This is a genomic window from Streptomyces sp. NPDC005962, from assembly GCF_040629205.1.
Taxonomy (GTDB): domain Bacteria; phylum Actinomycetota; class Actinomycetes; order Streptomycetales; family Streptomycetaceae; genus Streptomyces.
The window spans coordinates 45,851-70,174 of sequence record NZ_JBEXVE010000033.1 but is presented as its reverse complement, the minus strand read 5'-3'; the positions used below and the strand labels follow the sequence as shown (position 1 = coordinate 70,174).

General features: G+C 69.6%; 22 protein-coding genes and 1 pseudogene. 15 read left to right on the top strand and 8 right to left on the bottom strand.

The annotated features are described in order from the left end of the window. The first annotated feature begins 18 nt into the window (after positions 1-18). The 3 genes from ABZ370_RS36725 (at position 19) to ABZ370_RS36715 (ending at position 3,594) form a co-directional block, all read left to right on the top strand. Positions 19-1,485 (top strand): PLP-dependent aminotransferase family protein, encoded by a 1,467-nt coding sequence (locus ABZ370_RS36725; protein ID WP_358630362.1) that lies wholly within the window; start codon positions 19-21, stop codon positions 1,483-1,485. Positions 1,486-1,557: 72 nt separating this feature from the next. Beyond that, positions 1,558-2,808, top strand: a complete 1,251-nt coding sequence (locus ABZ370_RS36720) for a cysteine desulfurase (protein ID WP_358630359.1) — start codon at positions 1,558-1,560, stop codon at positions 2,806-2,808. Positions 2,809-3,033: 225 nt separating this feature from the next. Next, entirely contained in the window at positions 3,034-3,594 is a 561-nt protein-coding gene (locus ABZ370_RS36715; protein WP_358630356.1) for a nitroreductase, read from the top strand. 76 nt (positions 3,595-3,670) lie between these two features. On the opposite strand, the gene ABZ370_RS36710 is transcribed toward ABZ370_RS36715, so the two are convergent. The 5 genes from ABZ370_RS36710 to ABZ370_RS36690 all read right to left on the bottom strand — a co-directional run bounded on the left by ABZ370_RS36710 (position 3,671) and on the right by ABZ370_RS36690 (position 10,303). Continuing rightward, positions 3,671-4,975, bottom strand: a complete 1,305-nt coding sequence (locus ABZ370_RS36710; protein WP_358630354.1) for an amidohydrolase — start codon at positions 4,973-4,975, stop codon at positions 3,671-3,673. A gap of 112 nt (positions 4,976-5,087) precedes the next feature. After that, complete coding sequence (locus tag ABZ370_RS36705; RefSeq protein ID WP_358630351.1) at positions 5,088-6,242, bottom strand: aminotransferase class I/II-fold pyridoxal phosphate-dependent enzyme; 1,155 nt, start codon at positions 6,240-6,242, stop codon at positions 5,088-5,090. 101 nt (positions 6,243-6,343) lie between these two features. After that, positions 6,344-7,255: a DMT family transporter gene (locus tag ABZ370_RS36700; protein ID WP_358630349.1), complete on the bottom strand. Its 912-nt coding sequence runs from the start codon at positions 7,253-7,255 to the stop codon at positions 6,344-6,346. A 171-nt stretch (positions 7,256-7,426) separates the two neighbouring features. Then, positions 7,427-8,719, bottom strand: coding sequence for a pyridoxal phosphate-dependent aminotransferase (locus tag ABZ370_RS36695; RefSeq protein ID WP_358630346.1), 1,293 nt, complete (start codon positions 8,717-8,719; stop codon positions 7,427-7,429). A gap of 129 nt (positions 8,720-8,848) precedes the next feature. Beyond that, the gene (locus ABZ370_RS36690; RefSeq protein ID WP_358630343.1) at positions 8,849-10,303 is read right to left on the bottom strand and encodes an FAD-dependent oxidoreductase; all 1,455 of its coding nucleotides are present in this window, start codon (positions 10,301-10,303) and stop codon (positions 8,849-8,851) included. Between the two features lie 710 nt (positions 10,304-11,013). Between ABZ370_RS36690 and ABZ370_RS36685 the strand changes: the two genes are divergently transcribed. Continuing rightward, positions 11,014-11,862, top strand: a complete 849-nt coding sequence (locus ABZ370_RS36685; RefSeq protein ID WP_358630340.1) for a helix-turn-helix transcriptional regulator — start codon at positions 11,014-11,016, stop codon at positions 11,860-11,862. Between the two features lie 179 nt (positions 11,863-12,041). Here ABZ370_RS36685 and ABZ370_RS36680 read toward each other — a convergent pair whose 3' ends face one another. After that, the gene (locus ABZ370_RS36680) at positions 12,042-12,530 is read right to left on the bottom strand and encodes a universal stress protein (RefSeq protein WP_358630337.1); all 489 of its coding nucleotides are present in this window, start codon (positions 12,528-12,530) and stop codon (positions 12,042-12,044) included. Between the two features lie 226 nt (positions 12,531-12,756). Beyond that, the gene (locus ABZ370_RS36675; protein WP_358630334.1) at positions 12,757-14,253 is read right to left on the bottom strand and encodes an amino acid permease; all 1,497 of its coding nucleotides are present in this window, start codon (positions 14,251-14,253) and stop codon (positions 12,757-12,759) included. Between the two features lie 290 nt (positions 14,254-14,543). Between ABZ370_RS36675 and ABZ370_RS36670 the strand changes: the two genes are divergently transcribed. From ABZ370_RS36670 to ABZ370_RS36645, 6 genes are all read left to right on the top strand, one after another. Next, positions 14,544-15,362, top strand: a complete 819-nt coding sequence (locus ABZ370_RS36670; protein ID WP_358630331.1) for a DUF4145 domain-containing protein — start codon at positions 14,544-14,546, stop codon at positions 15,360-15,362. Between the two features lie 68 nt (positions 15,363-15,430). Then, positions 15,431-15,700, top strand: a complete 270-nt coding sequence (locus ABZ370_RS36665) for a hypothetical protein (RefSeq protein ID WP_358630328.1) — start codon at positions 15,431-15,433, stop codon at positions 15,698-15,700. Next, positions 15,693-16,349: a DUF6879 family protein gene (locus ABZ370_RS36660; RefSeq protein WP_358630325.1), complete on the top strand. Its 657-nt coding sequence runs from the start codon at positions 15,693-15,695 to the stop codon at positions 16,347-16,349. The genes ABZ370_RS36665 and ABZ370_RS36660 overlap by 8 nt, the downstream gene beginning before the upstream one ends. A 166-nt stretch (positions 16,350-16,515) precedes the next feature. Then, entirely contained in the window at positions 16,516-17,679 is a 1,164-nt protein-coding gene (locus ABZ370_RS36655) for an NB-ARC domain-containing protein (protein ID WP_358630323.1), read from the top strand. Between the two features lie 78 nt (positions 17,680-17,757). Beyond that, positions 17,758-18,762: a tetratricopeptide repeat protein gene (locus ABZ370_RS36650; protein WP_358630320.1), complete on the top strand. Its 1,005-nt coding sequence runs from the start codon at positions 17,758-17,760 to the stop codon at positions 18,760-18,762. A 150-nt stretch (positions 18,763-18,912) separates the two neighbouring features. Next, on the top strand, positions 18,913-21,144 hold the full coding sequence (locus ABZ370_RS36645) for a penicillin-binding transpeptidase domain-containing protein (protein ID WP_358630317.1): 2,232 nt from the start codon (positions 18,913-18,915) through the stop codon (positions 21,142-21,144). Here ABZ370_RS36645 and ABZ370_RS36640 read toward each other — a convergent pair whose 3' ends face one another. Then, entirely contained in the window at positions 21,145-21,360 is a 216-nt protein-coding gene (locus ABZ370_RS36640; protein ID WP_358630314.1) for a 4-oxalocrotonate tautomerase family protein, read from the bottom strand. Positions 21,361-21,501: 141 nt separating this feature from the next. Here ABZ370_RS36640 and ABZ370_RS36635 point away from each other — a divergent pair, with 141 nt between their 5' ends. From ABZ370_RS36635 to ABZ370_RS36615, 5 genes and pseudogenes are all read left to right on the top strand, one after another. After that, positions 21,502-22,356, top strand: a complete 855-nt coding sequence (locus ABZ370_RS36635; protein WP_358630311.1) for a helix-turn-helix transcriptional regulator — start codon at positions 21,502-21,504, stop codon at positions 22,354-22,356. 97 nt (positions 22,357-22,453) lie between these two features. Continuing rightward, positions 22,454-22,723 (top strand): annotated as a pseudogene (locus tag ABZ370_RS36630) (hypothetical protein). After that, positions 22,716-23,342: a DUF6879 family protein gene (locus ABZ370_RS36625; protein WP_358630308.1), complete on the top strand. Its 627-nt coding sequence runs from the start codon at positions 22,716-22,718 to the stop codon at positions 23,340-23,342. The pseudogene ABZ370_RS36630 and the gene ABZ370_RS36625 overlap by 8 nt, the downstream one beginning before the upstream one ends. Before the next feature lie 88 nt (positions 23,343-23,430). Beyond that, positions 23,431-23,553 carry a hypothetical protein gene (locus tag ABZ370_RS36620; protein ID WP_358630305.1) on the top strand — a complete coding sequence of 41 codons (123 nt, stop codon included), beginning with the start codon at positions 23,431-23,433 and terminating at the stop codon, positions 23,551-23,553. Positions 23,554-23,640: 87 nt separating this feature from the next. Then, positions 23,641-24,309, top strand: coding sequence for a methyltransferase domain-containing protein (locus ABZ370_RS36615; protein ID WP_358630302.1), 669 nt, complete (start codon positions 23,641-23,643; stop codon positions 24,307-24,309). Positions 24,310-24,324 lie beyond the last annotated feature (15 nt).

Sequence of the window (24,324 nt, the reverse complement as noted above, 5' to 3'; positions counted from 1 at the left end):
CAACTTAGGGAAGATGGCATGCCTGACACTTCCACGGCCGACTCCACGGGCAGGTCCGTCACCCCGCGTCAATTAGCGGCGCTCTTACCGGATCTGTCCAAGAGCAGACCTGCCTACCGGCATCTCGCGCAGGCCATCCGGGCTCTGATCCTCGAAGGGCGTTTGGCCCTTCATCTGCGGCTTCCCGCCGAGCGCGAACTGGCCGGGGTCCTGGCCCTCAGCCGTCCGACCATCACGGCGGCCTACGATCTGCTGCGCGGCAGCGGATACGCCCGCAGCCGCCGGGGTTCGGGGACGTGGACCATGCTGCCGGACGGTCTGCGGCCGGCCGGTGCCAGGCAGCCACTGTCCCCCGAGGACGAGAACATCGACCTGGCGGCGGCCGCACTCGGGCTCCCCGAGACCATGCTGACCGAGGCGCTCGCGCAGTGCGGGCCCCTGCTGACGCAGCACGTCCACACCCCCGGCTACCACCCCTTCGGGCTTCTGGGCTTACGGTCCGCCATCGCCGACCGGTACACCCAGCGCGGTGTCCCGACCCTGCCCGACCAGATCCTCGTCACCTCGGGCGCCCAGCAAGGGCTGGTGCTGACGCTGAACCTGCTGGCCTCCCGCGGGGACCGGGTGGTGGTGGAGAACCCGACGTATCCGAACGCGCTGGACGCCATACGCCGCGCCCGGCTCCGTACCACTCCCGTGCCCGTCGCCGAATCCGGCTGGGACGGGGAGATACTTCAGGCCACGCTCCGCCAGACGCTGCCGCGGCTGGCGTATCTGATTCCCGACTTCCACAATCCCGTCGGCTGTCTCATGCCCGACGAGCAGCGCGGCGAAGTGCTGCGGGCGACAAGCCGTACCGGCACCTGGCTCATCATCGACGAGACGCTCGCCGACATCGCCCTGGACGTCCCCGCGCCGCCGCCGTTCGTCGCGCACGCCGGGCCCGGCAAGGCCGAGCATGTGATCACCGTGGGCTCCATGAGCAAGAGCCACTGGGGTGGCCTGCGGATTGGCTGGCTACGGGCGACACCGCGGCTGATCACCAAGCTGGCGCAGCTGCGCGTCAGCATGGACATGGCCGGTTCGGTGATGGACCAGCTGCTCGCCACCTCGCTCATCGTCCGCACGGACGACATCCTGCTGCCCCGCCTCGCGCAGATCCGGCTCCAGCGCGCCGCGCTGCTGTCCGCGATGGAGCGCCATCTTCCGCAGTGGCGTGCGCAGGTGCCGCCCGGCGGGCTGTCGCTCTGGGTGGATCTGGGCGAGCCGATCGCCTCGTCCCTGGCGGACCGTGTGCTGGCCAAGGGGGTCCGTATCGAGGGCGGGGCACGGTTCGGAGCCGACCCGGGGACGCACGACCACCGTCTGCGCATCCCCTACACGCTTCCGCCCGAGACGCTGGAGGAGGCGGTGCGACGCCTCGCGTCCGTCCTGGCCGAAGGGCCGCTCTGCTCCACCGTGGCCAGCCCCCACTGGGTCGCCTGACACCGGCCCGGAACACCTTCGAAGAGTAATGAGGAGAGTCAGATCAACGCGCATCCGGCCGCAACGGCCCGCTTGGACCCGCAGGCCATCAAGAAGGATTTCCCCATCCTCGACCGACGAGTACGGGACGACAAGCCCCTCGTCTACCTCGACTCGGCCGCCACCGCGCAGAAGCCCTTACAGGTGCTGGACGCGGAACGTGACTTCTATCTGCGGCACAACGCCGCCGCACACCGCGGTGCGCACCAGTTGGCCGAAGAGGCCACCGAGGCCTACGAGTCCGCCCGGCAGACCGTCGCCGAGTTCCTCGGGGCCCGGGAGTCGGACATCGTCTTCACCCGCAACGCCACCGAGGCGATCAACCTGGTGGCGTATGCGCTGAGCAACGCGTCCACCGCACGGCAGGGCGGCCATCCGCTCAGTCTCGGCCCCGGTGACGAGATCCTCGTGACCGAGATGGAGCACCACGCCAACCTCGTGCCGTGGCAGCAACTGGCCGAGCGCACCGGGGCGACGCTGCGCTGGGCGTCGATCACCGCCGAAGGGCGCCTGGACGAGGCGAGCTTCGACGAGCAGCTCGGCGAGCGGACCAGGCTGGTGGCGGTGACGCACCAGTCGAACGTCCTCGGCACGATCAACCCCATCGCCTCGCTGGCGAGCCGGGCGCATGCCGTCGGAGCCCTGGTGCTGGTGGACGCGGCCCAGTCGGTGGCCCACCAGGCCGTGGATGTGAACGAGCTGGGCGCCGACTTCCTCGTCTTCTCCGCCCACAAGATGCTCGGCCCCAACGGGATCGGGGCGCTGTGGGGGCGCCATGAGCTGCTGGCCCAGATGCCCCCGTTCATCACCGGTGGCTCGATGATCGAAACGGTGCGCATGGACCGCACCACCTTCCTGCCGCCGCCCCAGCGCTTCGAGGCGGGCGTTCCGCTGGCACCGCAGGCGGTCGGCCTGGCCGCCGCGATCGGGTACCTCAACGCCCTCGGGATGGGGGCGGTGGAGCGCCACGAGGCCGAGCTGACGCGGGTGACCCTGGAGGCTCTGGCGGAGCTGAAGGGCGTCTCGGTGGTCGGCCCGGTCACCACGCGGGACCGCGGTGCCACCGTGTCCTTCACCGTCGACGGGATTCATCCGCACGATGTGGGACAGGTGCTGGACGACCAGGGGGTCGCCGTGCGCACCGGTCACCACTGTGCCCGGCCCATCTGTGACCGGTACGGCATTCCCGCCAGTACGCGCGCCAGCTTCTACGTGTACAACACCACCGAGGATGTCGCCGCCTTGACCGCGGGTATCGAAGCGGCGCAGCGATTCTTCGCATAAGGGGACGCACAAGGGACGTCAGGGGAATGGAGCCCGCTGCGCCGCATTCTCACTTTTGTCGCCCGGACGGCCTGCGGCGGAACCGGTCATGGCCGCTATGAGACAGCCGTCCGGTCTCGTCAGCGGAAGGGTTTTCCGCCGAGTATGGAAGCGTTCAACCGTCCCTCCCGGGGCGGTTGCTTTCGTGTAGGCGGTGATACCGCCGGTGAGAATTCGAGGTGGACGATGAATGTCGCGCAAGCCGTGATCACCCGGCGTGGCGGCACCCGATTGCTGGGGCCGGCGCCGTCGGACGCGGAATTGGCCGAGCTCGTATCGCTGGCCGGAACGGCGCCGGACCACGGACGGCTTTCCCCTTGGCGGCTCATCAACCTCCGGGGCGAGGCCCGGCGCGCCCTCGGTGAGGCGATGGCCGACGCCGAGGACGGGACGCCGCGCGAGCGTACGGTCGGCAAGGCCTTGCGGGCCCCGCTTCTCGTCACGATCGTCTTCCGGCCGGAGGACCGCCCGAGGATTCCGCGCTGGGAGCAGCTGGCGGCCACCGCCTGCGCGGTCCAGACGCTGGTGTTGCTGCTGCACGACCGGGGCTGGAGCAGCATCTGGCGGACCGGCCCGTCCGCCGAGTACGCCGAGGTGCGCAAGGTACTGAATATCGATGAGGACGAGCAGTGCCTCGGCTGGCTCTATGTCGGCACGGAGGAGGAGACGGACTCCTCCCACGTGCGCAGGCCGATCGACGGATACTCGAAGTTCTCTTCCCTGGAGGCCCTGGTGCCGCAGGCATAACGGCCCCCCATACCGCCGCGACGTCGTCCCGCGCACCTGTTGTGGTGCGCGGGACGACGTCGTCGGGACGCGGGACTTACACCTGTGCCGGAGAGCTCAGCCGGGCGGCGGCGGGCGCTTCGCCGTCGGCGGTCGGCGCCGTGAGGTAGGCCAGGGCGGCTCCGGTCATGGCCCGGACACCGGCGGCGATGGTCGGGCCGGGGACCGGGGCGAAGACGGAGGAGTGGTTCTGCGGAATGTCCTCCGCGAGCCGGTCGTTGAGCAGCGCGGTGTGGAACTCCTCCGGGTCGTTTCCCCCGAAGAACCAGAAGACCGAGGGCACTCCGGCGGCGGTGCCGAGCACCCCGAAGTCCTCACTGGCGGTGTTGGGCCCCATGGCGATCACCGCGTCGGCGCCGAAGACGCCCTCGTGCGCCGCCGCGACGCGCTCCGTCGCGGCCGGTTCGTTGACGGTGGCGGGCAGCTGGTAGCGCGAGGTGATCACCGGTTCCCGGGGCGCGTCGGCCGCCAGTGCCTCCGCCTTCGCGAAACGGCTGATCGCCTCGACGACCTGCTGGCGGACGGACGGGGAGAACGTGCGGATGTTGACGCCGAGTTCCGCCTCGTCCGGGATGACGGAGGCGGTGAGACCGGCCCGTAAGTAGCCCACCGTGACGACCACGGATTCCTGTGCGGGCACGGTGCGGGAGACGATGGTCTGCAGTCGGCCGACCAGCGAGGCCGCCATCACCACCGGGTCCACCGCGGATTCCGGCTTGGAGCCGTGGCCGCCGCGGCCGAAGAGCTTGATGGTGAGGCTGTCGGCGGCTCCCATCACGGTGCCGGGGATCTTGGCGACCATCCCGGCCGGGCCGGGCCCGACATGCTGGCCGAGGATGACGTCCGGCCTGGGGAAGCGGGCGAAGAGGCCGTCGTCCACCATCGCGTGGGCGCCGAGCCCGCTCTCCTCGGCCGGCTGGAAGACGGCGACCGCGGTGCCCTGCCACTGGTCGCGGTGCGCGGCGAACAGTTCGCAGGCGCCGATCAGGCAGGTCACATGAATGTCATGCCCGCAGGCGTGCATGACGGGCACCTGGGTGCCGTCCTGGCCCGGCGCGGTGACCGTGGACGCGTACGGCAGGCCGGTCTGTTCGCGTACCGGCAGCGCGTCCATGTCGGCGCGCAGCATGACCACCGGTCCCGGGCCGTTGCGCAGGACCGCCACCACCCCCGTCCGGCCGATGCCCGTGGTGACGTCCCATCCGGACCGGGTGAGCCGGTCGGCCACCACGGATGCCGTGCGCTTTTCCTGGAAGGCGAGTTCGGGGTGGGCGTGGAGGTCCTGGTACAGCTCCTCCAGGCCGGGCAACGTGGCATCGATACGGGCGAATATGGCATTCATGAATTCTTCTCCGGAATAGCTGAGAGGTGGTGTGCTGGGTGGCGCCCTTCTTCGGTTCCCGCTTCTGGTCCCGCTTCTGCTTCTGTTCCTGCTTCTGTTCCTGCTTCTGTTCCTACTGCCGGTACTCTTCGAGAAAGCGGCTGGTGCGGATGATGGCGTCGGTGAGCGTGTCGGCGTCGGCCAGCGTCACGAACCGCAGACGATTCGGGGTGGGCCAGCCGAAATCACTGCCGGGCGCCACGAGAATGTGCTCCTGGTGCAGGAGATCGAGCATCAGGCGGCGGTCGTCCAGGACGCGGGACATCGCCTTGCGGTGGCTTGCGAAGACGTACAGCGCGCCGCGCGGTTTGACGCAGCGCATTCCTACGTCGTTGAGCACCCGCCAGGCGAATTCCCGTCGCTCCGCCAGACGGCCGCCCGGCAGAGTCATCGCGGTGGCGTCGCGCCCGCCCAGCGCGGGAGCGATGGCGTGCTGCCCCGGTACGTTGGGGCAGCCCCGCAGGGTGGCGAGGGCGCCCAGCGCCTCGGCGAACGGCTTCGTACGGCGCGGCGGCCCGGTGACGAGGAGCCAGCCCGCCCGGAAGCCCCCGGCCCGGTACGCCTTGGACAGGCTGTTGAACGTGAGGCACACGAGGCCGTCGGCGATCGTCGCGAGCGGGATGTGCACGGCGTCGTCGAACAGGATCTTGTCGTGGACCTCGTCCGTGAACAGGATCAGGCCGTGTCTGCGCGCCACCTCGGCCAGTCCGCGGAGCGCCGCCCGGTGGTAGACCGCGCCGGTGGGGTTGTTGGGGTTGATCACCAGCAACCCCTTGGTGCGCGCCGTCACCTGGCGCTCCAGGTCCGCCAGGTCCGGCTGCCAGCCCGCTTGCTCATCGCACCGGTAGGGCACCGGAACGGCCCCGGCCATGGTGACGGCTCCGGTCCACAGCGGGTGGCCGGGCAGCGGAACCAGGACCTCGTCCCCGTCCTCCAGGACGGCCTGGGTGGCCATGAGGATGAGCTCCGAGGCTCCGTTTCCCACGTAGACGTCGTCGATGTCGACGCGGGGAACCCCCGCGCTCAGGTAGTGCTGGGCGATGGCCCGGCGGGCGGTGGCGAGGCCCTGGGGGTGGCCGTACCCGGGGGAGTCCGCCAGCGAGCGGTGAACGTCCAGGACGAGGCTGCCCGGTGGCTGGAATCCGTGGGCCACCGGGTCCGCCTTGTGCAGCCGCAGTACGCGGTGACCGCTCCGTTCGAGCCGGTCGGCCGCGGTCAGTGCGCCCATGGCGTGTCCGAGCGTGTGCGTACGGGCGGCAGGGGGGCGCGGCAGCGCGCGCCCCCCTGCCGGTGGCGGCTGCGGCGCCGCACGGATGTCTCCGAGAGAGGTCATGAGGTTTCTACGGGGACCGGTTTCTCGGACACGGCCGGCTTGGCCGATGGGGGCGTCATGGACAGCCGTGCCCACTGGGCCAGACCGACGCACGCGAGGACCAGGACCGCGGCGGCCAGCGTCCAGGCGCTGATCGACTCGTCCAGCAGCAGCGCCGCCCATCCGACGGTCAGCAGGGGCTGCAGCAGCTGGATCTGGCTTCCGCGGGTGACGCCGACCCGGGCCAGCCCGGGGTACCAGGCGCAGAACCCGAGGAACATCGAGAACAGCGAGACATAGGCGAGGCCGATGAGGGGCTGGGCCGCGATGTCATGCGGCGGCGAGACCGCGAGCGACACCGCCGTGATCGGCACGGTGACCGGCAGGGAGAGGACCAGGCCCCAGGAGATGACCTGCCAGCCGGGCATCATCTTGGAGAGTCGGCCGCCCTCGGCGTAGCCCAGGCCACCGGTGATGAGGGAGCCCAGGAGCAGCAGGTCGGCGAAGGCGAGCCCGTCGATCCCGTGCTGCAGGCTGTAGGCCACGATCACCGCGGCACCGGCGGCGGAGGCCCACCAGAAGAGTGCGCTCGGGCGCTCCCCGCGCAGGCGGCCGAACACCGCCGTGGCCAGGGGCAGCAGCCCGGTGACGACTGCCGCGTGCCCGGAGCTGACGTGCTCCAGGGCGAGCGCGGTGAAGATGGGATATCCGGCGACGATCCCCACGCCGACGAGCAGAAGGGGGATCAGGTGCTCCCGGCTCGGCCGGGGGACGCGCTTGACCATCAGCCAGATGGCGGCCGGGATGGCGGCGATGACCGCGCGGCCGATGCCGATCGTCCAGGCATTGAAGGACGGAAGCGCTTTCTGTGTGGCCGGAAAGGTGAGGGAGAAGGTCACCACGCCCAGCACGGCCAGTAAGAGCCCCATGCCGTTCACGGTTGACGATGTCGTCTTCGGGGATTTCATGCTCTTTCTGCCTCTTCTGGAGTCAGGGGGGATGGTCCGGGCCCAAGGCCCGGACCATCACGTTAGAGCGTTGTCCCGCCCCGTTCCCTAGCCAATCCTCAGGTCGTGGCTTGGTGGTGGCCGGTGTGCCGCTCAGGACTTCCTGTAGTCCGTGAGGAACGTGCCGATACGGGTGATGGCGTCCGCCAACTGCTCGGTGTCGGGGAGTGTGACGAGGCGGAAGTGGTCGGGGGTGGACAGATTGAATCCCCTGCCGTGGACCAGGAATATTTTCTCCTGGCGCAGCAGATCCAGGACGAGCTGTTCGTCGTCGTCCACCGGATAGACCGAAGGGTCCAATTTGGGAAAGGCGTAGAGGGCTCCCTTGGGCTTGGTGCAGCTCACTCCGGGGATGTCGTTGAGCATTTTCCACGCCGTATCCCGCTGGGCGTGCAGTCGGCCGCCGGGGAGTACGAGGTCCTCGATGGACTGGCGGCCGCCCAGGGCGGTGGCGACCGCGTGCTGGGAGGGAACGTTGGGGCACAGGCGCATATTGGCCAGAATGCTCAGCCCCTCCAGATATTCCCGGGCGTGCGCCTTGGGGCCGCTGACCGCCAGCCATCCCGAGCGATATCCGCAAACCCGGTAGGACTTCGACAGCCCGTTGAACGTCAGGCAGAGAAGGTCCGGCGCTACCGCGGCCAGCGGTATGTGCTCGACCTCGTCGTAGAGAATCTTGTCGTAGATCTCGTCGGCGCACAGGAGAAGCTGGTGGCGTCCCGCGATCTCCGCGATGCCGCGCAGCAGGGATTCGTCGTAGACCGCGCCCGTGGGGTTGTTCGGGTTGATCAGGACGATGGCCCTGGTGCGGTCGGTGATTTTCGCCTCGATGTCGTCGAGGTCCGGGTACCAGTCCGCTTTCTCGTCGCAGACGTAGTGGACCGGCTTTCCTCCGGCGAGGCTCACCGACGCCGTCCACAGCGGGTAGTCGGGCGACGGGATGAGGACTTCGTCCCCGTTGTCCAGGAGCGCCTGCATGGCCATCTGGATGAGCTCGGAGGCGCCGTTGCCGAGATAGACATCGTCGATGTCCATGCCCTCGACTCCCCGTGTCTCGTAGTACTGGACGACGGCCCTGCGCGCCGCGACCAGCCCTTGGGAGTCGCCGTAACCGTGGGATTCGGCGAGGGCGCGCTGCATGTCCAGCACGATGTCGGCCGGGGCTTCGAAACCGAAGGCGGCGGGGTTTCCGGTGTTCAGCTTCAGAATCCGGTGTCCCTCCCGTTCGAGGCGCTTCGCCTCGGTCGCGAGCGGCCCGCGGATGTCGTAGCAGACATCGGCCAATTTGGCCGACTGACCGATCGTTGCCAGCGGCCGGGAAGCCGCGTCGACTTCCCCGCTGTCATGCCGCCGGCCGCCGGGCGGAATTGAAATGATGCGCCCCATTTTCGCGCTCCCCATCGTGACACCCTTCGCATGCGACTGGAGGAGAGATCTCCCCCGGTACGGCCCGAGGGTATCGAAGCGTGCTCGCCACCGCCCCCTGATTACCGTGTGATAGGCGATGAACAGTGGCTACTCGGCGGCCGACCCGGCCGATGCCAGCAACGCCTCGACCTTGCCACGGCAAATGCCGCACCCCGTGGTCGCCTTGGTGCTGCGGGCGATCGCCGCGATGCTGACCGACCCCTGCGACCAGGCCTCCAGAATCCTTCTCTGCGGAACGTTGTTGCAATAACAGACGGCGATATCGGCGTCCTTCCGCGCAGCCTCCTCCGCTATCCCCTCCAGCCGCAGCAATCGCATGACCTTGTCCCGCGTCATCGGTGTACCGGCGTGGTAGTGCTCGATGAACGGGGCGGCGTCCGATTCCTCGCCGCCGAGCACCAGGGCACCGCTGATGCGCCCTTCCCGCAGGACAATCCGCCGGTACGCGCCGCGGTCGGGCTCTTCGACGGCGTACACGTTCGGGCCGTCGGGAGCGTTGGACTCCCCCATCACGGTCAGCTCGACGCCCGGCGCCTTCAGCCGGGTGACCGCTGGGGGAATTGTCACAGGTGTGTCCTCATCACGCACTCCGGTTATTGCCTCGGCGGCGATGCGGGCGTGCTGCCAGGCTTCGCCGACCAGTCCGCTGACGACACCGCCGAGTTCCGCGCAGTCACCGACGGCGTAAATGTCCGAATCGCTGGTGCGCATGTCCTCATTCACGAGCACGCCTCTGCCGACGGGGAGTCCGGCCGCTTCCGCCAGTGCCGTATCGGCCTCGAATCCACAGGAGAGGACGAGAAGGTCGCAGGGAATCCAGGTGCCGTCCTCCATTCGCACGCGCCGCACACGCCCCCGGTCTCCCGCGACACGGGTGATCGTGCAGCCGAGATGTACGGTCACGCCCAGGGCGGTCAGTTTCCGTACGACGATGTCCGAGGCCGGTTGGTCGAGCTGACGATTCATCACGATCTTGTCGGCGTGGAGCACCTCCACATCGGCCCCTCGCGCCACGAGGGCGCGGGCCGTTTCCAGGCCCAGTACGCCGCCGCCCACGACCACGGCGCGTGAGCCCGGTTCGGCGGTGCGCATGATGCGCCGGCAGTCGTCGAGGGTGTGAAAAAAAGCGGCACCTTCCAGCAATTCCCCGGAGTCACCTAATTCTCCGGAGTCACCTGCTTCTCCGGAGTCACCGAACAGACCCGAGATCCCCGGCACTCGCGGAGAGCCCCCGGTCGCCAGGACGAGCGCGTCATACGCGTGCTCGACTCCCGTGCTGTCCACAACAGTTCGGCTTTTCCGGTTGACCGCCACTGCCCGGACACCCGTGGCGACGGTGGCCGCTCCCCGCGCCTCCGAGAGAGCGATTTCCCCTTCGTCCACGCTCCCGGACAGAACTTCGGTCAGCATCGTGCGGTTGTAGGCGGCATGTTCTTCGGCGGCAAGGACGGTGATATGTAATTCCGGGTCCCGCTGGACCAGTTCCGCCACCGTCCGCGCACCGGCCATGCCATTCCCGATAATGACAATACGCTTCTTCATGTCCGTCCCTGTTGACCACTGAATGGATCGGGTATCGATCGTGAACTCGGATATGCGAGCGCCGTGATCTCATCAGCATGGCGCACGACCGCGCCCCGGGGTCGGTGGCCCCTCGGCCTGATCAGGGCATGCCCGGAAGCGGAAGACACCGGATGGCGCCGCCGGCTTCGACATGAAGGGCCTTGTGCGCCACGGTCGACGCGGGACACAAGAGGGAAGCGATCACCCAAAGCAGCACTCGACGGACATAAGACCATAGGGAACTTTGTCCGATTATGGTCACGTTGCGTTCCTGACGTGCGCATATCTAGCTTAGGTGCGTCGGGAAACAAACGGGGTCGGTGCGTCGCCCGATTCCGGTGTTGTGGGCCGGGCATCGACAGAATCCATCGGCTGGATTACTGCTTCTCGAACGAAGGGTGGGGCTTGACATGCGCGAGGATTACGCTGCGTCCACACTGGGCGCTACCGCGCAGGGAACGCATCGAGAACAGGCGCAAGCACTCTACGAGCTGGCACTCGGGGACGTCGGCTGGACACCACTCGACGCGCTGGAACGGTTCAGCTGGTCCGAACCGGTATTCGAAGAGTGTGTCCGTTTACTCGTCCGACTGGGCCTCTTCACCGAAAGCTCCAGCACGCCAAGTGGCTGGATAGCACTGCCTCCGCAGAATGCGCTGGGGGATTTGCTGGGTGAGGCGAAATCCCGAGTGGCCGACTTTTGCGCCGACATGACCGCCGCCTGGGACAGCGCCTTCGACACCCTCACCGTCTTCAAAACCTCATATATGAGCCACATGGACCGCAGCCGCGTCACGGTGGTCGAGGACCCGGCCGACATCGCGGCCACGCTGGAACGGGAGATCCATGGAGCGTCGAGAGAAGTGACCCTGCTCGGGTCCGGGAAGTTGCTCGCCAGCCCGCTGAAATCGGTGTGCGCGTCCACCCTGGACCGCGGCATCATGCTGCGCTGCGTGCTCAGGTCGTCCACCGCGGGGGTTCCCCAGCCGGTGAACGTCGTCCGCGATCTTCTATCCAACGGAGCCGAGTTCCGCACGTACCCCACGCTTCCCCTCAGCTTCGCCCTCATCGACCGTTCCACCGCGCTGTTCGGCGCTCCCCCGCACCCGCTCGCCGACGACGCCCACCGCAGGCGCATGATCGTGATGCAGAGCCCGCTCGTCAACGAGGTGCTGCGGTCGGTGTTCGACCACTACTGGTTCCAGTCGTCCCCGTTCATCACGGAGACATCCAAGAACGCCGCGGATCAGGAACGAAAACCCGTCGTCATGCACAACGCCGCCAGCATCCGCAGTGCCGCGCAGCCCGACAACGTCCAGCAGACCACCCTGCTGCGCATGCTCGCGGGCGGCATGACCGACCAGGCCATTTCCCGGCGGCTCGGCGTCCACGAAAGGACCGTGCGCCGCAAGGTCGCCGAGATCACCGCGAACCTCCAGGCCAGCAGCCGCTTCCAGGCCGGGGTGAACGCGGCCAAGGCCGGATGGCTGGACGACGAGGTCTTCGACCTGCCCCCCGAGGGCAGCCGGACCGCCTAGGCGCACCCCCCTCTGGCGCGCCCGCACCGCCCAGCGCATCCGACCCCCGGCGCGCCCGGACCCCCCTGGCGCACCCGCCCCCCTGGAGCGCCCCCGGCGCATGCGCCCCCCCTCTGGCGCACCCACCCCTGACGCACCCCAACCGCCCCCGCCCCCCCTGCATGGTCATAGCCGCACGGTCATAGCCGGATGAAGTCCTGTGCCGCCACCCGGCGCAGTTCCCGCACAGCCCGCTTCGGAGTCATGAGGCCAGGCACCGTCAGCACCTGGCACCGGGCGTGCCCGCGTACGTAGAGCCGTACCGGTGCCCAACGTGCCTTCGAGCGGGCCCCCACCACCAGCACATGTCCCTCCGCGTTGGCCACCGCGCAGAGCACCCTGCCAGGTTTGCCGCGTACCGCCAGCTTGCGCACCGGAACATCGGCCGGGGTGCCGCCCAGCGCTTCGTCGAATGCCTGATCCAGGCGCCCCCGCGCCTGCTCCCGCCACTTGGCGGTCCACCCGTGATTGCAATTGCGAGCGGAGAGAGCGCGCCCCTCCGGGTTGTCCCAGGCAATCACAGCGGTGAGCTCCCGGCCGCTGTCGCGTGCCTCGGTCACCGCCGTACGCAGCGCCGCCAGGCTTGCCAGTGAGCCGCTGACACCCACCACTACGCGCTCTCCGGTCATCTGGGCTGTCGTCTCCTCGCCGTCGGCCTGCTACGGGGCTTCGAAGGTGGCATGAACAGCGGCCAGGTAGGGCCGTCGCCGCCCGGGCACCGCTGGTCGTGCGGCTACCAATCTTCTGGCAGGCGCGGCGTGGATGGCATAGCCAATCGCAAAGCAGTGGTATGGAAACGGGCTCCGCTGCCGCGCGAGCGGTCATGCGATCGCTCGCGCGGCAGCGGCCCGGGAGCTACGCGGAGCCCTTCACCGGCGGAGAGGCCGCGTCCTCCCCGCCGTCCGCACGCCCGGCGCCCCAGCGGGCGCGCACCACGGGGTATCCCACCCCGAGGAGGACGAACCACACCGCGATCACGTACAGCGCCATGCGGGTGTCGGACCGCCAGGCGATCAGCACGACGATGAAGGCGAAGCACGCCAGGACGAACCAGTTCGTGTACGGAGCGCCGGGCATCCGGTAGGAAGACCGCGGGCTCGTCTCCCGCTCCACCGCCCGGCGGTAGAGCAGATGGGTCACCAGGATGACGCTCCAGATCATGATGGCCCCGCCGGTGGACACCGCCGTGATGTAGACGAAGGCATGCTCCGGGTCGACGGCGTTGACCCACACCCCGATCGCCATGACCACGGCGGAAGCCAGTACGGCCGCGACCGGCACGCCCTTCTTGCTGAGCCGCGCCAGCGCCTGGGGCCCATGCCGGTTCAGGCTCGCGGTGCGCAGCATGCGGGCCGTCGCGTACAGACCGCCGGCGTTGCAGGAGGACAGCGCGGAGGTGAGGACGACGAAGTTGACGATGCTGGCGGCCCCGGAGATGCCCATCTTGTCGAAGGCGGCGACGAAGGGACTCGTCCCGGGGTGGAACTCCTGCCAGCTGACGACCGAGAGGATCACCAGCAGCGACCCGAGGTAGAACAGGCCGAAGCGGACCGGCAGGCTGTTGATGGCCCGCGGGATGTTCTTCTCCGGGTCCTTGGCCTCGGCGGCCGTGACGCCGACCAGCTCCACGCCGAGATAGGCGAAGAGCACGATCTGAAGCGTCAGCAGGGAGTTCCCGATCCCCCGGGGGGCGATCCCCCCGTCCGCCCACAGATGGCTGACCGAGGCCGTGGGTCCGGCGTCGCCGAAGCCGATGACGAGCACGCCGAGCCCGATCAGGATCATGCCGACGATGGCGGCGACCTTGATGATGGCGAACCAGAACTCCAGCTCCGCGAAGATCTTGACGGAGATGAGGTTCACGCAGGCCAGCACCGCCAGGGAGATCAGCGCGGTCTTCCACTGCGCGAAGTCGGGATACCAGTACGTCACGTACTGCCCGGCCGCGGTGATCTCCGCCATCCCGGTGGTGACCCACATGATCCAGTACGTCCAGGCGGTGGCGTACCCCCAGAACGGCCCGAGGTACTCACGCGCGTGGTCGGCGAACCCGCCGCGGCCGGAATGCGCCGTCAGCATCTCCCCCAGAGCCCGCATGACGAGATAGAGCACGGCGCCGGCCGCCGCGTACCAGATGATCAGACTGGGCCCGGCCTGGGAGATCGCGGTACCGGCCCCGAGGAAGAGGCCCGTGCCGATCGTGCCCCCGATGGCCATCATCTGCAGCTGCCGCGAGCCCAGAGCCCGTCTGTACTCGGTGGGTTCGGCGGACGTCCCGTCGTCCGCACCCGGCTGGCCTGTCCCGCCGCGCCCGTCCTCGGTGGGATCTGCTGTGGACTTGCTCAACTTCACGTGCCCTTCACTGGTGGTGGCGGCCTACCGCTCCGGTTACCGCTCCGGTGTCCGTTCCGGCGTCGGCGGGCGGCTTTCGCGGCACACCTCGACGACATGCCTTCGCACTCGCCAACGCTGAAACAGATCGTCAGCATGCAGGGCGACACGTGACCATGTCATCACTGACATCCCGCCACGCCTGTCACCCGCGAAACGAGCGCGAGGCGCCCGCTCCCCGAACGTCTCACCTGCGTCACGGAGTCGGGGCGGGAGGCATACGCCCGTCCCGGTTCGGCGATCATGCACAGGTGGAGATCGCCGAACTCGTCCTGAAGTACATAGAAGCGCTGGTCTGGCCCGCCGTCACCGTGGGCCTGGTCTGGGGCTTGCGCAGCCAGATCCGCGACGCGTTCACGCGGATGACCCGCCTGGAGACTCCGGCGGGCGCGATCGAGTTCGAGACGCAGGCACGGGACGTACTGAACCAGGCCGCAGCGGCGACCATCGCCACCCCACCGGCCCCCTTCCCCCCGACGGCCCCCGTCCCGCCCCCACGCCCCTGGTCGCCGTTCCCCGCTCCGGCCGGGGAGCCGGTGCCCGACTCGCCCGCCCCGGCGGGGGAGCCAGTGCCCGACTACGAACCGGCGGAGGAGGGACTCGGCCCGTCCCCCCGCGGAACGCCCACACCCCCCACCCACCAGGGCCCACCCTCACAGGGCCCGCCGCCCTCGTGGTCCCCGGCCGGAAGCCCATGGCCCCCTCCCCCGTCTCCTCCGTACGGGCAGACGGCGACAGCCGGGGAACCGTACTGGCGTGAACAGCTCGGTGAAGCCCGGACCATGGTCGACGCGTCACCCATCGGAGCCGTCGTGACGGCGTGGAACGCGTTGCTCAGCGCGCTGAGAGACGTACTGGAACTCCCGGAGCATCTCACCGGACACCAGATCTCACGGGCCATGACGAGCGCCGAACTACCGCCCGACACGGTCGAGGTCTTCAACCGCCTGCGCACCCTCCGCAACCGCGCCGTCCACGGAGCCGACACCGTCACCCCCGCCGCCGCCCGCGACTACATCGAAAGCTGCCTGCACGTCGCCCGGCTGGTCAGAAATACAAGGCGCCCATAGTTTCCGCGTCCCGAAGCGGATACTCTGAGTGACGACCACGCCTGTGGCCACGTCCAACGGAGGTAGACATGGCTCGTGCCTGGGAAGCCGACCCGTCCGCGTTATTCGAGCGACGGCTCGGAGAGTCTGCCGAGGAGCTGGGCAATTCCGACGGCCGTGACGACTGCCCGGACATCTGGCAGCTCGACAACGGCGACATCGCGGTGATCGGACGGGACCTGACGGCCGCCTACGGTCCTCGTCTGCCGGACGGCGTGGGAATCGGCCCCGACGAGCGGCTGGTCGTCATCCCGGGGAACATGCTCCGCGCGGCGAAGGCGGACATCCCCGATGCTTGATCTCCAGCCGCCCGCTCTCCCGCCCAGGCAGGGCGAACGGCTCGACCGAGACACCTACAAGGGCGGCTTCCGGGAACTCGAAGCCACGCTCCGTAACGCCGCTTCCTGGAAGCTGGAGCGCCGCCAGCACTTCGAGGAACAGGGCAGCCCCAGCCGGGACGCACTGCGCCGAGGGCACTGGGAAGAGGCACTGAGGCTCCTCGAAGTCCGGCGTGACGGCCTGCGCGCCGCCGCCAAAGAGGACTCAGCGCACGGGCACACCTTTCATCGTGTGCGGATGGCCGAAACACCGCTGACCCCGTACATGCAGTGGGAGCTCCACTCCCACCGGCAGCGCGCCGAGTACGGAGAGCGCATCCGGGTCCTGGACGCCGCGCAGGCGGCCTCCGCCGAAACCGGGGGTCCGCTGCCGGAAATCGTGGTGCTCGGCGGCAGCGTCCTGTTCCAGGTCCTCTACGACGAGACCGGGTTCTGCATCGGCGCGATGCGCCACACCGACCACGGCATCGTCAGTAACTGGGCGAGCTACCTGGAGAAGCTCTACGCGGCAAGCGAGGACGTCACGGCGTACTTCGCCCGCGAAGTGGCGCCTCTCCCTCCGCCCCGATTGAGGAAGGACCAGACGCATCAGCGAGTCCAGCGCGGATGACGAGCGCGCCGACAACAACACGCGCTCCGAGCTCTCAGGGTCCGCCCACGATGTCGTACAGGCCAGGAACATCAGCGGGGGCATCCACTTCCACGGGCAGCCGGGCCAGGGCAAGCATGAGGGAGCCAACGCAGGGAGCCCCACCCCACGGCAGTTACCGGCCGACGTGTCCGGATTCGTCAACCGCACCGGCGAACTCGACCAGCTGAACGCGGTCCTGGTCGGCGAGGGCGGCGATCCGCTGGTCTTCTCGGTGTACGTGATAGCCGGTACCGCCGGTGCGGGAAAGACGTCGCTCGCGCTGCGCTGGGCACACCAGGTGCGGGACCGCTTTCCGGACGGGCAGCTCTACGTCAATCTGCGCGGTTACGACCCCGGGGAGCCGGTGACCGCGCAGACCGCCCTGCACAGCTTCCTCACCAGCCTCGGCGTGCACGCCTCTTCCGTACCGAGGGACCCCGACGCCGCCGCCGCGCTGTACCGCTCGCTGCTGTCCGACCGCCGCGTCCTGATCGTCCTGGACAACGCGGCCACGGTGGGCCAGGTGCGTCCGTTACTGCCCGGTAGCGCCGGAAGTCTGGTGGTCGTCACGAGCCGCAGCCGCCTGGCCGGGCTGGCCGTCCGTGACGGGGCGCGTCGGCTGACGCTGGGCGTACTGCCCGAGCCGGAGGCGGTCGCCCTGCTCCGCGCGGTCACCACCGGATACCGGCCGGACGACGACACGGACAAGCTCAGCGAACTGGCCCGGTTGTGCGCCCGGCTGCCACTGGCCCTCCGCATCGCCGCCGAACGCGCCGCCGGGCACCCGCATATGCGGCTGGACGACCTGATCGCCGACCTGCGGGACGAAAGCGCCCTCTGGGACGCCCTCAGTACAGGTGACGACGAGGAAGCCGAAGCCGTGCGCACCGTATTCGCGTGGTCCTATCGGGCACTGCCCGACCAGGCCGCCCGGCTGTTCCGGCTGCTGGGCCTGCACCCCGGCCCCGAGTTCAGCCTGCACGCGGCCGCCGCGCTCGCCCGCCTGACCACCAGCCGGGCCCGTCAGCTGCTGGACTCGCTGATCAGCGCCCATCTGCTGGAGCAGACCGGCCCGGACCGCTACCAGTTCCACGATCTGCTGCGCGCCTACGCCATCGACCAGGCCCAGCACGAGGAACCGCCGCCGGAGCGGGACGCCGCTCTGCGCCGCGTGCTGGAGTGGTATCTGCACACCGCGGACGCCGCTCAGAGCTGGCTCCAGCCCGCCGAGGACCACCTGCGCCTGGCGCCGCCGCCGGACGGTGTGCGGCCCCTGGCGTTCGCCGACTATGACGCCGCCGTGGACTAGTCCGAGCGCGAGCACACCAACCTCCTCCAGACGGTCCGGACCGCGGTCACCGCTGGACATGACCAGTTCGCCTGGCAGTTGTGCGCCGTACTGTGGTGGGCGAAGTTCCCCTCCGCCCCCGGGGCCGACTGGCCGAGCGTGGCGCATCTCGGCCTGGAGGCGGCGTCCCGAAGCGGCGACCGCGTCGCGGAAGCCCTGCTGTCCACCGACCTCGGCATGGCATACACCCAGCTCAACCGCCCCGCGGAAAGCCTCGAACGCCACCGCGCGGCGCTGGCGATCTGGCGCGAGGTCGACGACCGCGTCAACGAGGCGCATTCGCTCAATCTGATCGGCCTGAACCACACCCGCCACCGGCAATTCGAGGCCGCCGCCCACCACTTCGAGCAGGCCATCGCCACCTTCCAGGAGCAGGGCGCCTCGCACTGGGCCGCCACCTCGCTGTCCAACCTCGCCACGGCCCATCACCGCGCCGGACGTCTGCGCGAGGCCGCGTCCGCCGGGGAGCAGGCCCTGACCGCACACCGCGCGCTGGACAGCCGCCGCGGCGAGGGCAACATCCTGCGCCTTGTGAGCGATCTCCGGCGTGAACAGGGTGACGTCGAGGAGGCGTTGGCCCTGGCTCAAGCAGCCGTCGACATCGCCGTCGACCTCCGCAACCTCCGTCTGGAGGGCTACTGGCTGCTCGCCCTGGGCGACGCGCAGCAGGCCCACGGCCAGTCCGCCGAAGCCCTCACCGCCTACCACCGCTCCGCCACGCTCCACCAGCGCCTAGGCGACCCCAGCAGGCAGGCGATGGCCTGGCACGGCGCGGGCGAGGCGTACCGGCGGTTGGGCCGTCACGCCGAGGCGGCGGACTTCCACCGTCAGGCGACGGTCACCCACCGCGCCCTGGGAGACCCCTGGCACGAGGCGGTCGCCCTCGACGGACTGGCCATGGCCGTGCTCGGCGACGACCCGGAGGCGGCGCGTCGGCACTGGTCCGAGGCGTTGAGGCTCCTCGCCGACTACGACGACCCACGGGCGGTGGCGGTGCGGGGCGACATCGAACGCCGGTTGGAGGAAGCGAACCGGGCGGGCTGATCGCATCGGCTCTACCATGGGGCGTCAAGCAGGAGTTGGGGCAGGCAAGGGGGAGCCATGCCGGTGAAGATCCATCTGACCTGTGACGACGGGGTGCGGGTCGGCGGGGCGACGGAGATCGTCGCCCGTCGCGAGGGGGCGGAGTAACCAGTGGCCACACTTCCTGACCCGACCCGTTCGGAAGCGGTGCTGGTGGGCGCGTACGCCTACGGCACGCTGCCCGGCCTGCCCGCCGTCGCGCGCAATCTGGAGGGCCTGCGCGGGGTGTTGACCGATCCGGCGGTGTGGGGGCTGCCCAGCGATCGGTGCACCGTGCTCGGCCAGCCGGGCAGCGCCCAGCAGGTGCTGGACGCCGTGAAGGAGGCCGCGGCGCGGGCCACGGACACGCTGTTCATCTACTACGGCGGGCACGGTCTGATCGACCCGCACACCGACGAGCTGTATCTCGCGCTGCCCGATTCGGTCCACGACCGCGGGGACACCGCGCTGCGCTACGAGTCTCTGCGCCGCGTGCTGCTCGATCCGGCGGTCGGCGCACGACGCACCGTGGTGGTCCTGGACTGCTGCTACAGCGGGCGGGCACCGATCGGGCTGAGGAGCGCGAGCGAGGAGATCGCGGACCGGGCCGCGGTGGAGGGGGCCTGCCTGCTCACTGCCTCCACCGAGACCGGTGCGGCGTTCTCCCCGCCAGGGGAGCCGTATACCGCGTTCACGGGCGCGTTGATCAGCGCGCTGGGCGAGGGCATTCCGGGGGCGCCCGACCTGATCGACACGGACGCCCTCCACCGGCATCTGCACCTCACCCTGGCGGCCACGTCGCGGCCCCTGCCGCAGCAGCGCAACCGCGACACGGGAGGACTGATCGCCCTCGCCCGCAACCGTGCCGCCACGGCACCGACGCCGCCGCCTGCGCCGTCACCCCCACCACTTCCCACCCACCGGCCGGAGATCACGTCGCCGCCCCACCGTGACCGCAAGCCGTCTCGCGGGCAGATGATCGGTGCCGCGGTGGCCGCGCTGGTGGTCATCGGCGGGACGTTGCTCGCCGTCACCCAGTTCGGAGGCGACGGCGACAAGGACGGCACCGACGCCAGAGGCGGCGCCACCGCCGGTCCCGGCGACGCGCCCGGCGACAGATCCCTGGGCGACATCTTCGTCGCCGGGAAACCCATCACCGGCTCGACGAAGACGCGGCGCACCTACACCGACGGCAAGCTCTACGCCCCCGTCACCGGGTACAGGTCCCTGGCCTTCGGCGCTTCCGGCCTTGAATCGCTCCAGCGCACGACCCTGGACAGCGCAGGGAGCAAGGTCATCACCACGATCGACCCGGCGATACAGAAGGACGCGTACACAGCCCTGGGGGACGCCAAGGGCGCGGCCGTGGCGATCGACCCGTCGAACGGCGACATCCTGGCGATGGTCAGCACCCCCTCGTACGACCCCTCCACCTTCAGCGGAAGCTCTACGGACGACCAGAAGGCGTGGCTGGCGCTGAACCAGGACCGGAAGAACGCTCCCCTGCTCAACCGCGCGACCCGGCAGGCCTATCCCCCGGGGTCGACGTTCGGGCTGGTGGTGGCAGCGGCGGCGCTCGAAGAGGGGTTGTACGCGTCGATCGACGAGGCGACCGTCAGCCCTGACCCTTACACTCTCCCCGGCACCACCACCTCGGTGACCAACAGGAGCGCCGTGGACTCCTGCGAGAACGTCAGCCTGCGCGTCGCCTTCCGCTTCTCCTGCGACAACGTCTTCGCGAAGGCGGCCGTTGACCTCGGCTGGGCGAAGGTGAAGAAGATGGCGGACAGGTTCGGCTTCAACGACGACAAGCGGGAGATGCCCGTCCGCGTCGGCACTAGCGTCTTCCCGAGCGAACCCACCAAGGCGGAGACCGCGCTGTCCGGCGTCGGGGGCTTCGAGGTGACGGCGACCCCGTTTCAGATGGCGATGGTGTCCGCCGTGCTGGCGAACGACGGAAAGCTCGTCGCGCCGCACCTGGTGTCCAAGGTGACCGACGCCGACGGCACGGTACGCAGCCACGACGAGCCCGGCACGACGCAGGTCGTCAGCCCGCGCACGGCGGCCGAGCTGCGCACGGCGATGACCACCGCGGTCACGAACGGCACGAGCGCGGGCGCCCGCGTCGACGGCGTGGACGTCGGTGGTACGACCGCCATCGCGGAGAGCGGCGGCGACCGGAGCGACTGGTGCACGGCCTACGCACAACCCGGCTCGGGCGGTCGGCAGATAGCCATCGCCGTGGTCGTGGAAGGAGAGGCGGGTTCCGGCGGGAGCGACGGCCGGAACGACGGCGGGCGCGACGACGGGGCGGCGACGCCGGTCGTCAAGTGGGTGCTGGAGGCCGCGGCCGCCGCCCGGTGATCAGCCCTCGGGGATCTGCTGGAGCTTGGCCAGGGTCAGCACGTCGCCGCCGAAGCCCCAACCGCCGTCGGCGACCTCCTCGACCAGGACCAGGGTGTTGGCACGGGCCCGTTCGCCGTAGATCTCGGCGTACAGCTCGGTCGTGCGGGTGATGATCTTCTCCTTCTGCTGCTCGTCGAGGGTTCCGGCGGGGACCTTGAAGTTCGCGAAAGGCATGGTGTTTCTCTTTCTGTACGCGGTGAGCGCCCGGCTTATGTGACCACCCTGACCCGCTGCCCCCGCGCCAACCAGGGCTGTCCCCACCCAGGGGTTGCCGTCCCCTGGATCGGCGCACCGTTGCGCGCGACGATGGGCGGCGTGAACCACGCGCAGCTCGCCGCATTCCTGAAGTCCCGGCGCGACCGGATTCGCCCGGCCGACGTCGGGCTGATCGCCGGTCCGCGGCGCCGGGTGCCCGGTCTGCGGCGCGAGGAGGTCGCCCAGCTGGCCGGGCTCTCCGCGGACTACTACACGGAGCTGGAACGCGGCCGCGGTGCCCAGCCCTCGACCCAGGTGCTGGCCGCCCTCGCCCGGGCGCTGCGGTTGAACGGGGACGAGCGCGACCACCTGTTCCACCTCGCCGACCGCCGCGTTCCCCCCGCGGCCCACGGCCCGACCGCCCACGTGCAGCCCGCGCTGCTCGGCCTGCTGGACCGGCTCACCACCACCCCCGCGCGGGTCATCACCGACCTGCACGAAACCCTCGTCCAGAACCCCCTGGCCGCCGCGCTCCTCGGCCCACCCCCGGCCGTACGCGGCCCCGCGGCGAGCTTCGTCCACCGCTGGTTCACCGACCCCGCCGCCCGCGCCATCTACCCGGCCGAGGACCACCCCCACCACTCCGGGGCCTTCGTCGCCGACCTCCAGGCCGTCGCCGCCCGGCGCGGCGGTGACACCACGGTGGAGCGACTGGTGACGGAACTACGGCGCCGCAGCGAGGAGTTCGCCACCCTCTGGGCCACCCACGACGTCGCCCTCCGCCGGACCGACCACAAACGCATCGTCCACCCCGCCCTGGGGATCATCGAGCTGGACTGCCACACCCTGTTCAGCGAGGACGGCTGCCAACGCCTGCTCTGGTTCACCGCCCCACCCGGCACCGAAGGCGCCTCCCAACTGGAACTCCTCTCCGTCATCGGCACCCAGGGCCTGACCCGCGAGCGAGCGCACTGAATCGGAACACCGGGGCGAGCTTCCCCCTCCCCACACTGAGGCGGCTACACTGAGTGACGACGACCGCACCCTGTGGCCACGTCCAGCGGAGGCAGTGATGAACCGTGTCTGGGAAGCCGACCCGTCCGCGTTATTCGCTCGGCGGCTGGGCAAGACCGCGCAGGAGCTGAACACGTCGGAGGAAGAAGACGACTGCCCTGACGTCTGACAGCTGGACAACGGCGACATCGCCGTGATCGGACGGGACCTGACGACCGCCTACGTCGATCGGCTGCCCTCCGGTGTCCGCATCGGTCACGACGAGCGCCTCGTGGTGATCCCCGGCGTCATGCTGTCCGCCGCGAAGCAGGACATCCCGGATGCCTAGCCCCGCGCCGTCGCTCGACCGCACGCTGGGCCTTCGGCTCGATCTGGATGCGTACCACCGCGATTTCGCGGAGGTCAGGGCCCGCTCGCTCGGCCAGGACTCATGGAAGCTTGAGCGTCGGCAGCACTTCGAGGAGCAGAACAACCCCGGGCGGGAAGCCCTGCGCCGTGGGGACTGGGACGAGGTGATGCGTCAGTTCGAGAAGAAGCGCCCCCGATTCCTGGAGACCGTTCAGAAAGATCGCGAACGCGGTAGCGCCTTCCACCGGGTCCGGGTCGTGGAGCAGCCCTTCACTCCGTACGTGCGCTGGGAGCTGCTCTCCCTACGCGTCCAGGCCGAGTGCGGCAAGCCGGTCCGGGTCGTTCAGGCGGACCGCGTGCGGGAGTTCGAGCAGCGGGCGATCCTGCCGGAGGTCGTCGTGCTGGGGGCGCAAGTGCTGTACGAGGTGGTCTACACCGACGAGGGCGTGCCGGACGGAGCCGTGCGGCACGGCGATCCGGAACTCGCCGACCATTGGGCGTCGTTCATCTCCGGCCTGTACGCCGGGGGCGAGGACATCGGCGCGTATGTCGAGCGCCACGCGGACAGCTTCCCTTCACCAGGACCGAGCCGGGGGTAGGCCATCGACGGCGGAGCTGACCGGGAGGAGAATCCCGGCACGCACTCGGAACTGTCCGGCACGGCACACGACGTCGTACAGGCACGCGATGTCAGCGGCGTGGTCCGAGGCGCTGAGGCTCCTCGCCGACGTCGACTACGACGACCCGCGGGCGGCAGCGGTGCGCGGCGACGTCGAACGCCGGTTGGCGGAACGGGGCGAGACGAACTAGCTCCCGAGTCGTTGGTCACAGGCGACGCGCCGTGAGTGGTACAGCCGTCCCAGCCCCAAGTCCGCCGCGCAGCCCTATTGTTGGCGGATGCGCGCACACCGTGTTGACCGTCCCGCCGATCTCGACGTGGTCCGTGAGTCCTACGACCGAGTGGCCGACAACTACACCCACATGGTGGCGACGACGGGAATGGGCGACATCCGTCGCCATCCATGGCTCAAGGCATCGATCGACGCCTTCGCCGACACCGTGGGCGGGCTCGGGCCGGTCCTCGACGTCGGCTGCGGGCCCGGGACGGTGACCGCCTACCTGGCCGAGCGCGGGCTCGACGTGTCCGGGGTGGACCTCTCCCCCAGCATGATCGAGAACGCGCGCCGCCTGCATCCGCAGTGCCGCTTCAGCGTCGCCTCCGCCACCGAGCTCGACCTCGGTGAAGCGTCCCTCGGCGGGGTGCTCGGGTGGTGGTCGCTGTTCAACCTCCCCCGCGACGTCCTTCCCCAGGTCCTCGATCAGTTCGCGCGCGCCCTCAAACCCGGCGGACACTTCATCACCGCGACACACGTCGGCGACGAGGACGCGCTGCGCACCGAGGCCTACGGCGGAGTGCCCGTTCGCTGGACGACGCACAAATGGCGACCGGAACCGCTCATCGCCCTCATCGAACAGGCCGGACTCCGCCCGGTCGCCGAACTCCGGCTCCCCGCGGACGAGCAGACAGGCCCGGGCCTGGTCGTCATGGCCAAGCGCCCCGACTGAGGACCAGGCACCGGC

Bases quoted from the DNA above. Each gene is read 5' to 3' on its own strand.
- ABZ370_RS36620 (WP_358630305.1), top strand. From the start codon at position 23,431: ATGTCAGCGGCGTGGTCCGAGGCGCTGAGGCTCCTCGCCGACGTCGAC.
- ABZ370_RS36625 (WP_358630308.1), top strand. From the start codon at position 22,716: ATGCCTAGCCCCGCGCCGTCGCTCGACCGCACGCTGGGCCTTCGGCTC.
- ABZ370_RS36715 (WP_358630356.1), top strand. From the start codon at position 3,034: ATGAATGTCGCGCAAGCCGTGATCACCCGGCGTGGCGGCACCCGATTG.
- ABZ370_RS36665 (WP_358630328.1), top strand. From the start codon at position 15,431: ATGGCTCGTGCCTGGGAAGCCGACCCGTCCGCGTTATTCGAGCGACGG.
- ABZ370_RS36640 (WP_358630314.1), bottom strand. From the start codon at position 21,360: ATGCCTTTCGCGAACTTCAAGGTCCCCGCCGGAACCCTCGACGAGCAG.
- ABZ370_RS36690 (WP_358630343.1), bottom strand. From the start codon at position 10,303: ATGAAGAAGCGTATTGTCATTATCGGGAATGGCATGGCCGGTGCGCGG.
- ABZ370_RS36660 (WP_358630325.1), top strand. From the start codon at position 15,693: ATGCTTGATCTCCAGCCGCCCGCTCTCCCGCCCAGGCAGGGCGAACGG.
- ABZ370_RS36705 (WP_358630351.1), bottom strand. From the start codon at position 6,242: ATGGGCGCACTGACCGCGGCCGACCGGCTCGAACGGAGCGGTCACCGC.
- ABZ370_RS36615 (WP_358630302.1), top strand. From the start codon at position 23,641: ATGCGCGCACACCGTGTTGACCGTCCCGCCGATCTCGACGTGGTCCGT.
- ABZ370_RS36700 (WP_358630349.1), bottom strand. From the start codon at position 7,255: ATGGGGCTCTTACTGGCCGTGCTGGGCGTGGTGACCTTCTCCCTCACC.
- ABZ370_RS36725 (WP_358630362.1), top strand. From the start codon at position 19: ATGCCTGACACTTCCACGGCCGACTCCACGGGCAGGTCCGTCACCCCG.
- ABZ370_RS36710 (WP_358630354.1), bottom strand. From the start codon at position 4,975: ATGAATGCCATATTCGCCCGTATCGATGCCACGTTGCCCGGCCTGGAG.
- ABZ370_RS36695 (WP_358630346.1), bottom strand. From the start codon at position 8,719: ATGGGGCGCATCATTTCAATTCCGCCCGGCGGCCGGCGGCATGACAGC.
- ABZ370_RS36680 (WP_358630337.1), bottom strand. From the start codon at position 12,530: ATGACCGGAGAGCGCGTAGTGGTGGGTGTCAGCGGCTCACTGGCAAGC.